Source organism: Capnocytophaga sp. oral taxon 864 (genome assembly GCF_002998835.1).
GTDB lineage: Bacteria > Bacteroidota > Bacteroidia > Flavobacteriales > Flavobacteriaceae > Capnocytophaga > Capnocytophaga ochracea.
The window spans coordinates 2311890-2323470 of the sequence record NZ_CP027232.1 but is presented as its reverse complement, the minus strand read 5'-3'; the positions used below and the strand labels follow the sequence as shown (position 1 = coordinate 2323470).

The following is an 11581-nucleotide window of genomic DNA, read 5'->3' as shown; positions in this document are numbered from 1 at the left end:
CAATGGACGAAGTAGAAGAAAAAGAAGGACAGTTGAGCATTGAGCTCGACGACAAGATTGCCAAGGGAGTATACTCTAACTTAGCAATTATCAACCACTCGTCTACCGAGTTTGTAGTCGATTTTGTAAGCGTAATGCCAGGGATGCCCAAAGGGAAGGTGCGCAGTCGCATTATCCTTACCCCTGAGCACGCCAAACGCCTGCTATTTGCCTTAGATGATAATATCCAGAAGTTTGAACAAGCCAATGGCACTATTACCAATAGCGACGACCGTCACGCCATACCTCTCTTTGGTGTAACCGGACAAGCTTAATTTAATTACAAATAATCATAACTTTGCCAAAGATGTTAACCGCCTGTGTGGTTCACACCTTTGGCATTTTTTTATTACACTTCCTTCAAAAACCAATTCCTTTTTTAGCTTTTTACCTTTTATCCCCCTACTAAACTTACTTTTAATGTCGTTTTTCTTCGCCCTCTATTCCTCTCATACATAGTGCATTATACACCCTTCCTATACCAATCGTCCAAGATTCGTATAAGCTTCCTATAAGCTCTCTATAAGCTCCCCATACCCAAAATACATCTCTACCACCAAAAAAATATATCTTTTTCTTACCTTTTCTTTCTATCAATAAATCAGTGACTTAAGCACTTCTATTACAAAAATATTGATTATTTTTGGTACTATGTATTGCATAATACTTATTTTTGTCGTATCTTTGCCCCGAATTTAAAAACATCAAAACTATGGAAGAATTTAATGTCGAAAAAACAAGAACACAGATGCGCAAAGGCATCTTAGAAATGTGTATTCTTTCCATTATTGACAAAAACAAAGAAGCTTACGTTTCCGACCTGATTGAGGCGCTCAAAACAGCCGATATGATAGTGGTCGAAGGAACGTTATACCCTTTGCTTACCCGATTGAAAAACAGCGGGCTACTTACCTATCAATGGAAAGAATCTACTTCAGGACCTCCTCGTAAATACTACATACTAACCGAATCAGGCAGACGCTTCCTAAACGAAACCGTAAAAGCCTGGCGTGATTTACAAACAATGATTGATAAAATTATTTAAATTATGGACAAAGTAAAAAACATTAGTTTGGGTGGTTTTTCTTTTATCATCGAAGAAACCGCCTACAATGCCCTCAATAACTATCTCAATGAGGTGCGTAATCATTTGAACCAAAATACCGATAGAGAAGAAATTCTCTACGATGTAGAGCAGCGTATGGCTGAACTACTCAAAGTTCGTCTTAAAGAGCGCGAAGTAGTAATCGGTCAAGACGTACAATATCTTATAGAAGTATTAGGTCGCCCCGAACAATACGTCGAGGGTGAAGAAACCCCTCCTACTGAAACCAAATTTACCTTTTCTTCTTTGAAAGGGCGAAAGCTATACCGCGATATCGATGATAAGAAAATCGGTGGCGTACTCTCAGGCATAGCCCATTACCTTCAATACGACGTTGCTTGGGTACGCATCTTCTTTCTATTGGTCTTACTGGTGAATATCTTCATTCTTCACTTTTTTACCTCCGCTCTGTTGCTTTTGTATATTGCGTTTTGGGCTGTGGTTCCCCCTGCACGCACAGTCGCTCAGAAGTTAGAAATGAAAGGTGAAGCCGTAACCATCGATACCCTTTCTAACTTCTCTTTTACGGGCAAAGAAACCCTAAAACCTCAAAGGAATGGCTTCCCTGTCTTACTAAAAGTAATACTCTACTTTATCGCAATTCTATTACTATTGCCATTGTTTATATCCTTAGTAGCCGTAGTGCTCTCCTTATTTGGTATAACTGTATTCGGAAGCATTAGTCTGCTTGCCCTTAACGATTTTCTCCCCTTTATAGTGACGGCAACTTGGCAACGCTCTTTGTTGTACCTCTCGTTGATATTATTGTTTTTGCTACCTGTTTCGGTGGTGGTATTACTCAGTTTAAAACTCTTTATTAAGAGTTTTCGCACTCCTAAAATTTGGGTAATAGCCAATGTGTTGGCACTTGTGATAGGACTCATCGGGTTGCTAACCGTAGGAGGAACATTGGGCAAGGAGTTTATAACAAAAACACATGTGGAAGAAAAAATACCCCTCACCACCCCTTCTGATACCTTAGTGGCGGAAAAGATACGTAAAGAATACGGCTTCAATTCCCCTATAATACCCATCAATACCGATACCCTAATGGTAAAAGATTGTTCTTTTTTCATAGATACCCTTCCGCAAGGCGCAGTCCCCTATTTGCAATATATCAGAACGGCTCGTGGGAGCAATACTGTGGAAGCTAAAAAAAATGCCCAAAGTCCCATCTACCCGCTCACTATCAAAGGGAATCACATTAGCTTTCCTTATTATTACCAAATTGCCAAAGGAAATGTATATCGGGGGCAAGAGGTAAAAATAAAACTTTTTGTACCTATTGGCACTTACGTCCGCACCCTTAATGAGACCTTTTTTTCTCAAAAAGGAAGAAGATGGTTAAACGAAAACGGCCTTTACAAGGTAAGCAAAGACAGTATTTACGAGGTAACGGCAAAATAATACAAAAATAAAAAATGTTAATTATTCATTGGTTATTAATATTTTTCGTACTTTTGCACGGTTTTTGTTATAAGATGAAAATCTATAGAATTTAAATACGTAATTAACTAATAGAATGAAAAAATCATTTATCTGGGTTGCCTTAGCAACTTTCCTATTTGTGGGCTGTCGGGCTACTAAAGTTAGTGCCGATATGGACAAAGCTCCCGCAACATCTTCAGCTCAGAAAACTTACAATGATGCTACCCTCAAAGGTTGGCCTCACGAAGGTTTTAAACAAAACTTCCCTGGGCTGAACTTGCAAGAAGCCTATGCCCTACTCAAAGGTCTTACCCCTAAAAAAGTAATTGTAGGAGTGGTAGATTCCGGTGTGGATATCAACCACGAAGACCTTAAAAACGTAGTGTGGGTAAACACTAAAGAAATTCCTGACAACGGAATTGACGACGACAAAAACGGTTATGTAGACGACGTACACGGCTGGAACTTCCTCGGTAATATAGCGCAAGAAAATACCGAGATGACTCGTATTTACAAAACTAAGGATAAGAAAAATCCTGATTATGCCAATGCTAAAAAAGAATTCGATAAAGAAACTGCTGAAACTAAAAAACGCAAAGGCTATTATGAGCAACTTATCCAAATAACTGAGTTTGCCGATAACAACTTGCGTAAAATCACAGGTAAAGAAGTGTATACCGCCAAAGACATCGATGCTGCTACAAAAGGCAAAACTTTCGATGCTCCCACTACCGAGATGATTCAGTTTATGAAACAGCTATTAGCAGATGTCTCTAATTCTGGTGATATCAAAAAAGAACTCAACGACGCTATCGAGTATTTCGATACAAAACTGAAATATCACCTCAACCCCGATTTTTCACCTCGTAAAACTATCTTAAAAGATAATGAAAACGACTTTACCAAAAAGTATTACGGCAATAATAACGTAATAGGCCCCAATACCAAAGATGCCTTACACGGCACACACGTGGCAGGTATCATTGGTGCTGAACGCAATAACGGAATCGGTATGAATGGGGTTGCTGATAATGTGCTTATTATGGCAGTACGTGCTGTCCCCGATGGTGATGAGTACGACAAAGATGTCGCTCTTGCTTTGCGCTATGCAGTAGATAACGGAGCCAAAGTGATAAACACCAGCTTTGGTAAAGCTTTCTCTCCTCACAAAGAATGGGTGTATGACGCTATCAAATACGCAGCTTCTAAAGATGTTCTTATCGTAAACGCTGCGGGTAACGACTCTCAAGATATCGACGTGAAAGATACTTATCCTAACGACGAAGTAAACAAGAAAGAAATCTCCGATAACTTCCTTACCGTAGGGGCTTTGAACTATGAATATAACAAGAATTTAGTAGCCTCTTTCTCAAACTATGGTAAACGCAATGTCGATGTATTTGCCCCTGGGGTAAAAATCTATTCTACCACTCCTGAGAATAAATACGAGTTCTTGCAAGGAACCTCAATGGCTTCTCCTGAAGTAGCCGGAGTTGCAGCCTTGTTGCGTTCTTACTTCCCAAGTCTCAGTGCAGCCGAAGTGAAGAAAATTATTATGGAGTCTGGTGTAAAAGTAGATATGAAAGTATTCGTAGGTGAAGATGATGATGAAGGTAAAAAACGCAAAGAAATGAACTTCGCCGACCTTTCTACTACAGGTACTATTGTAAATGCTAAAAATGCAGTAATCTTAGCCGCTAAAATTACTAAAACAAAACTTAGCAAATAGAAATTTATATAATACAATGAAAAAAGCCGTATGAGAAATTCTCACACGGCTTTTTTCATATTTGCTTGTTATTCATAAGTCATTAGCATTTTAAATGCCTGTCGTGCTACGACTGCTACGACTTATTTATGAGCGTTGTAAAGCTCGGCAACTTTCGCCCAATTAATCACGTTAAAAAATGCCTCAATATAGTCAGGACGACGGTTCTGATAGTGCAAGTAATAAGCGTGTTCCCACACATCTAATCCCAAGATAGGAAAACCTCCGCAACCAGTGTTAGGCATTAGCGGGTTATCTTGGTTTGCAGTAGAGCAAATCTCAAGTTTACCTCCTTTGTGTACACAAAGCCACGCCCAACCAGAGCCAAAACGAGTAGCCGCAGCCTTGCTAAAAACTTCTTTGAAAGCTTCAAAACTTCCAAAAGCCTCTTCAATTGCCTTAGCCAATTCTCCCGTAGGTTTACCTCCGCCATTAGGGCTCATCACTTCCCAGAAAAGATTGTGATTGTAAAAACCGCCAGCGTTATTGCGAAGAGCAGCATTGTTCATATCAAGTGAGGTAAGAATTTCCTCAATAGTTTTGCCTTCTACCCCTGCTGGAGCCAAAGCCGTATTCAGGTTCGTAGTATAAGCGTTGTGGTGCTTAGTATGATGTATTTCCATTGTACGCGCATCGATGTAAGGTTCAAGCGCATTGTAAGCATACGGTAATTTAGGTAATGTAAACATAGTATTTTCTTTTTAAATTTTTAGCAAAAGTACTATAAAAGTTAATTGGTTGAGATACTTTAATGATAGATTTTCTTTATATAGGTATAATTATATTTTGGAAAGTATAATTATTTTCGTACTTTTGCAAGGTATTTTTCTTTTACAAAAACCCGCTACCCTATAATTATGAAACATTGTATCTTTTTTCTCCTTTATAGCTTTATTTTGGCTACTTATGCCCAAAAACCTAACGTCATCATCATTGTAGCCGATGATTTAGGCTATGGCGACCTAAGTTGCTATGGCGAAAAGACAATTCATACTCCGCAGGTAGCCTCACTCGCCAAACAAGGAATGGTCTTTACGAACGTACATTCCACCGCTGCCACTTGCACACCTTCGCGCTATTCACTCTTCACGGGCTTGTACAATTGGCGACGCAATGACACCGGTATTGCTCCTGGTGATGCTGCTATGGTCATTCGTCCTGAGCAAACCACCATTGCCGATGTGTTCAAAGCAGCAGGCTATACTACTGGCGCTATTGGCAAATGGCACTTGGGCTTAGGAGGCGAACGCGGTAAACAGGATTGGAACGGCTTTATCACTCCTGGACCTTCCGATATAGGCTTCGAATATTCCTGCATAATGGCTGCCACAGCCGACCGTGTACCTTGCGTGTGGATAGAAAACCAATGCGTAGCCAATTACGACCCCTCAGCACCCATCGAAGTGAGTTATAGCCTGCCTTTTGAAGGTGAACCTACGGGTAAGAACAACCCCGAACTGCTCACTAAACTCAAACCTTCCTTACACCACGGTCACGACCAAGCCATAGTGAACGGCATTTCGCGTATCGGCTATATGAAAGGAGGTGGCAAAGCGCTCTGGACGGACGAATATCTCGCCGATACCATTGTAGCCAAAACGGTAAAATACATCGAAAATCACAAATCACAACCTTTCTTTCTCTATGTGGGTACTAATGATATACACGTACCTCGCTACCCCAATCCGCGTTTTGTAGGCAAAAGTGGTATGGGTTACCGCGGTGATGCAATTCTCCAATTCGACTGGACAGTGGGTGAAATCGTAAAAGCCCTCAAAGCTAATAAGCTATACGATAATACGCTCATCATTATCACCAGCGACAACGGTCCTGTGATAGACGATGGTTATCAAGATCAAGCCGAAGAGCTCTTAGGCAGACATCGTCCGTGGGGAGCTTTTCACAACCACGGAGGCAAGTACAGCAATTACGAAGCGGGTACGCGTGTGCCCTTTATCGTACGCTATCCTAAGATAGTGAAAAAAGGTACTTCCGACGCTTTGCTTTCACATATCGACCTCTTTGCCTCTTTAAGTAAATTTATTGGTGCTGAGATACCCGCAGGAGCAGCCACCGATAGCGAAGATTACCTCAAAGCTTTCTTAGGCAAGGACAAGAAAGGTCGCCCTTATGTAATAGCCTCTGGGGGAGCGCTCTCCATCACCGATGGTCGTTGGAAATATGTAGTCCCCAGCGACAACCCCTCTTATCAACCCCTCACTCGCACACATCTGGGCAACTATCCTGAGCCCCGATTGTACGACCTCAAAGAAGACATAATGGAGCTCTACAATGTAGCAAAAGACCATCCCGAAGAGCTCACCAGACTCAAAACAATGCTCGACAATATTAAAAACAGAAAATAGTGCTTTAACAATCAATAATAAAATTCGCTCCAAAAAAGGTAGATACTTTTTTGGAGCGATGTAATATCAATACTTTTTCTTTTATTCTCCCTTCTATTTCCGCTTTTCTTTCGTTTATTCTTCATCTGCCCGTGTAGCTCGCTCCGTCTTTTGTTCGTTCTTTAGTCATTGTAGACCCACTGTAGACCCACTGTAGACCCACTGAAGCCCCACTCATCGTTCGCCTTACCTTCGCCTTTCCGTCGCTACATACTTTGCCAAAGTTGAAATCCCCTTCGCATTACCTTCGTCATTCGTCATTCATCATTCGTCATTCATCATTCGTCATCTCTTTCTTTTACTTTTTACATAAATCCCATTTTTTGTCATTTGCTAATTATTTTCTATTTTTGCACTTTAAACAACATCTGTTCCGATGGAAGACAATACACATCAAAACACTACTCCACAAGGAGATAGCATCATTAAAGTCACAGGTATGTACCAAGATTGGTTCTTGGATTATGCTTCGTACGTAATCCTCGAACGGGCTGTACCAGCAATCGAAGATGGCTTTAAGCCCGTACAACGCCGTATTATGCACTCGCTTAAAGAATTAGACGATGGTCGCTACAACAAGGTGGCTAACGTCGTGGGGAATACAATGCAGTATCACCCTCACGGCGATGCGAGTATAGGCGATGCTATTGTACAAATCGGTCAGAAGGACTTGCTCATCGATACGCAAGGTAACTGGGGAAATATCCTCACAGGTGACGATGCGGCAGCTCCTCGTTATATCGAAGCTCGCCTTTCTAAGTTTGCCCTCGATGTGGTGTTTAGCCCTAAGGTAACCGAATGGCAATCCAGCTATGATGGTCGTAAGAAAGAGCCTATCAGCTTGCCGGTGAAGTTCCCGCTCCTCTTGGCACAAGGTACCGAGGGGATAGCTGTGGGTCTTTCTACCAAGATATTGCCTCACAACTTCATCGAGCTTATTGAGGCTTCCATTGCTTACCTCAAAAATAAACCTTTTGAGTTATACCCCGATTTCCCTACTGCGGGTATTATGGACGTAAGTGGCTATAACGATGGGGCAAGAGGCGGACGTGTGCGGGTGCGTGCTAAGATTTCACAACTCGACAAGAGTACGCTTTGCATCACCGAAATTCCGTTTACTACCACCACTACCTCGCTCATCGACTCTATACTGAAAGCCAACGAAAAAGGCAAGATAAAAATCAAAAAGGTAGACGATAACACAGCTGCCAATGTAGAGATATTGGTGCACTTGCCCAACGGCACGTCGCCCGATAAGACTATCGATGCACTCTACGCCTTCACTGCCTGCGAAACGGCTATTTCGCCCATTACCTGTGTGATTGAGGACAACAAACCGCATTTTCTCACCGTTTCAGAAGTGTTGCGCCGCAGTACCGACCGCACAGTAAGTCTGCTCAAACAAGAGCTCGAAATTGAACTTTCTGAACTCGAAATGCAATGGCACAGTGCCTCGCTCGAAAAGATTTTCATCAGAGAAGAGATGTATATCGACTTCAAGAACTACACCGATAAAGAGAGTTTGTACGAGTACTTGTACCAGCGTTTTGAACCTTTCAAAAAAGATTTGATCCGTGAGATTACCGATGACGATTTGGCGAAACTCACCCAAATACCAATGATTCGTATCACCCGCTTCGACTCTTATAAGGCTGATGAAAATATTCTCAAAATTGAAGCTGATATCGAGGAAGTGAAAAACCACCTCGCAAATCTTATCGACTATGCGATTTCCCATTTCGAACGACTCAAAAAGACTTATGGTAAGGGGCGCGAACGGAAAACCGAAATGCGCGTATTCGATACCATCGAGGCGACCAAAGTAGTGGTGCGCAATACCAAACTCTATGTGAACAGAGCTGAAGGTTTTGTAGGTACAGGCTTGCGCAAAGATGAGTATGTAGGTGATTGCAGTGATATCGACGATGTGATTGTATTTACCGAAAGCGGTGCGATGTACGTTACCAAAGTATCCGATAAACAATATATAGAGAAAAACATCATACACGTAGCGGTCTTTAAGAAAGACGATAAGCGCACCGTGTACAATATGATTTATAAGGACGGACAAACAGGCTTCTCCTATATCAAGCGCTTCAACGTTACGGGTATTACCCGCGATAAGAAGTACGAGCTCATTCCTCAACACAAAGAGTCGCGTGTGCTCTATTTTACTGCCAACCCTAATGGTGAAGCCGAAGTAGTAACCGTGAACTTGCGTCAGTTAGGCACTTTGCGCAAACTGCGATGGGATATCGATTTTGCCGATACCCTCATCAAAGGGCGTGGCGTGAAAGGAAACCTCGTAAGCAAATATGCTATCAAGCGCATCGAGCTAAAAGAAAAAGGCGTATCAACCCTCAAACCGCGCAAGATATGGTTCGACGATATTGTAAAACGCCTCAACACCGAAGAGCGCGGTACGCTACTGGGGGCTTTCAAAGGCGATGACCGTATGCTTCTCATTACCAAAGAGGGCGTCGTGAAGACCATTATCCCCGAATTGAGTCTGCATTTCGAGAACAATATCGCCGTAATGGAGAAATGGGTGCCCGAGAAACCTATTTCGGTGATTTACTACGATGGCGAGAAAGAACGCGTGTTTGTAAAACGCTTTGTGGTAGAGAACGAAAACCGTGAAGAGTTAGTCATTACCGAACATCCTAAATCGCAATTGCTCTTTGTCTCTGCCGATTGGCGACCTATGGCTGAGGTAGTCTTCACCAAAGAAAAAGGCAAGGAGAAAGAGAACCTCATTGTGAATTTAGAAGAGTTCATCAGTGTAAAAGGCATCAAAGCCTTGGGCAACCAGCTTACCACCGACAAGGTGAAAACTGTCAACACCCTTGAATCTCTCCCCTACGAAGAACCCCAAGAAGAGGAACCCGTAGAAGACCTCGGCGATGAAGAAATTGTCCCTCCTCCCTCTGAAAATGATAGTGACGGCACCCAAACAGAATTAGAATTCTGAGATAACGATGAATAATTAAGTCGCTTTTGCGTCGCTACACTTTGCCAAAGTTTTTAATTGCTCGTCGTGCTACGACCTTTGGCAAAGTTGATTGAGCAGTATGTCCGAAGTTTTAAAAAACAAACCTTATGAAAAACTATATTACACTCTTTATCATATTGTTGTTGGGAAGGAATGTAGCGGTGGCACAAGAGAGCAAAGAAGCTGTACTCCACCGGCTCAACCAAACCATTGAGCAGAGTGCTACTTATATACAAGCCAAAGAACAGCGTATTACTTCTTTGAAAAAGGCTCTTAAAATAGCCTCTCAACCAACAGAAAAATACGACCTGCACAAACAATTGTATTCCGAATACCGAAAATTTAAAGCAGACTCGGCAGTAGCCTATTTGCTGAAAAACGAACAAATAGCAATAGCTTTAAACGATGCTGAAAAGCAAGACGAAACCCATATCCTACTCTCTAAACTCTACTCGGTAAAAGGAATGTACATAGAAGCGTTGCAACTGCTAAAAGCTATCGATAAACACCGATTACCAAAGGAATCTCTGTGTGAATATTACGATTCGTGTTATGCCTTGTGCAGTCATTATGGGCAAAGCATCAATAATAGCGCTTATTTGAGTGCCTCCAACCGCTACCGCGATTCCTTACTATTGTGCATAGACAAACAGTTGCTTACTTTTAAAGTAAACAGTGCTATCGATGAGTTCTTTACAGGAGACAAGAACCGCGCTATGCAACAGTTTCAGCAACTATTGCCACAAACTACCGAAGAGGAACCTGAACGTGCTATAATAGCTTATTATTTAGGACTTGTAGAACGAGAAAAAGGAAATGACGACCTTCAAGAATACTATTTTGCCCTTTCTGCTATCGCCGACATCAAAAATGCAATCAAAGATAACGCTTCCTTGCAGAGCTTAGCGCTTACTTACTACAAACGAGGGAATATAAGCAAAGCCTATCAGTTTATCAAAATGGCTATCGATGATGCTGCCTTCTGCAATGTGCGACACCGCGCCGAAGAAGGTGCCTCTTTCTATTCCATCATCAACACCGCCTATCAAGAGAAAGAAGCCAAACAAAAGAAAGAATTACAATTGTATCTGGTACTCATCAGTGTGTTATCAGTAGCCCTGATTATCGCTTTGGTATATGTGTACAAACAAGTAAAGCGATTGATAAAGATACGTAAAGAACTCTCTTACAGTAATCAGCAACTCGAAAAGCTCAATACTGACCTACAACTGATGAACCAAACCCTCGAAGAGGCAAACCTCAATCTCGAAGAGGCGAATCTCATCAAAGAAGAATATATTGCCCATTTCTTCAACCTCTGTTCTGCTTATATCGATAAGATTGAAAACTACCGAAAACTACTCTACAAAAAGGCTTCTAAACATCAGTTTGACGACCTTACCAAGGTGCTAAAATCTACCTCCGTAGTAGAACAAGAATTAGAGGCACTCTACAAGAATTTCGATACTATCTTCCTCAATATATACCCGCATTTTGTAACCCACTTCAACGCTCTTTTAGAAGAAGGCGAACAAATCTTACCCAAAAAAGGCGAACTACTAAATACCGAATTGCGTATCTTTGCCCTCATTCGTTTAGGCATCACCGATAGTAATAAGATAGCCGAATTCTTGCGCTATTCTCTTCGCACAGTGTACAACTATCGCACCAAAGTACGGAATAAAGCGAAAGGAGAACGCGATACTTTCGAAGAAAAAGTGAAGAAAATACGTAATTAATAGGTGAAATTTCAGTACTTTTTTAAGCTTTTTTCACAATTCAATTAGCTAATATTCAATTCGATATTTTTTGAAAGCAGTACTTTTCTAATACCCGATTGCACA

At 41.6% G+C, this 11581-nt stretch carries 8 protein-coding genes; 7 read left to right on the top strand and 1 reads right to left on the bottom strand.

Annotation, left to right across the window (positions count from 1 at the left end; all coding sequences use genetic code 11):
• The first annotated feature begins 2 nt into the window (after nucleotides 1–2).
• The 4 genes from C3V44_RS10470 to C3V44_RS10445 all read left to right on the top strand — a co-directional run bounded on the left by C3V44_RS10470 (nucleotide 3) and on the right by C3V44_RS10445 (nucleotide 4301).
• Nucleotides 3–314, top strand: coding sequence for a DUF3467 domain-containing protein (locus tag C3V44_RS10470; RefSeq protein WP_106096426.1), 312 nt, complete (start codon nucleotides 3–5; stop codon nucleotides 312–314).
• 437 nt (nucleotides 315–751) lie between these two features.
• Nucleotides 752–1084, top strand: coding sequence for a PadR family transcriptional regulator (locus C3V44_RS10455; protein WP_002673691.1), 333 nt, complete (start codon nucleotides 752–754; stop codon nucleotides 1082–1084).
• 3 nt (nucleotides 1085–1087) lie between these two features.
• Nucleotides 1088–2551 carry a PspC domain-containing protein gene (locus tag C3V44_RS10450; RefSeq protein ID WP_106096424.1) on the top strand — a complete coding sequence of 488 codons (1464 nt, stop codon included), beginning with the start codon at nucleotides 1088–1090 and terminating at the stop codon, nucleotides 2549–2551.
• A 115-nt stretch (nucleotides 2552–2666) separates the two neighbouring features.
• Nucleotides 2667–4301, top strand: a complete 1635-nt coding sequence (locus tag C3V44_RS10445; protein WP_106096423.1) for a S8 family peptidase — start codon at nucleotides 2667–2669, stop codon at nucleotides 4299–4301.
• 122 nt (nucleotides 4302–4423) lie between these two features.
• Here C3V44_RS10445 and C3V44_RS10440 read toward each other — a convergent pair whose 3' ends face one another.
• Nucleotides 4424–5029 carry a superoxide dismutase gene (locus tag C3V44_RS10440; protein ID WP_106096422.1) on the bottom strand — a complete coding sequence of 202 codons (606 nt, stop codon included), beginning with the start codon at nucleotides 5027–5029 and terminating at the stop codon, nucleotides 4424–4426.
• A 168-nt stretch (nucleotides 5030–5197) separates the two neighbouring features.
• On the opposite strand from C3V44_RS10440, the gene C3V44_RS10435 reads away from it, so the two are divergent.
• The 3 genes from C3V44_RS10435 (at nucleotide 5198) to C3V44_RS10425 (ending at nucleotide 11476) form a co-directional block, all read left to right on the top strand.
• Complete coding sequence (locus tag C3V44_RS10435; protein ID WP_106096421.1) at nucleotides 5198–6706, top strand: sulfatase-like hydrolase/transferase; 1509 nt, start codon at nucleotides 5198–5200, stop codon at nucleotides 6704–6706.
• Nucleotides 6707–7121: 415 nt separating this feature from the next.
• On the top strand, nucleotides 7122–9716 hold the full coding sequence (locus C3V44_RS10430; RefSeq protein WP_106096420.1) for a DNA gyrase/topoisomerase IV subunit A: 2595 nt from the start codon (nucleotides 7122–7124) through the stop codon (nucleotides 9714–9716).
• A 128-nt stretch (nucleotides 9717–9844) separates the two neighbouring features.
• Nucleotides 9845–11476 (top strand): DUF6377 domain-containing protein, encoded by a 1632-nt coding sequence (locus tag C3V44_RS10425; RefSeq protein ID WP_106096419.1) that lies wholly within the window; start codon nucleotides 9845–9847, stop codon nucleotides 11474–11476.
• The last annotated feature ends 105 nt before the right edge of the window (nucleotides 11477–11581 follow it).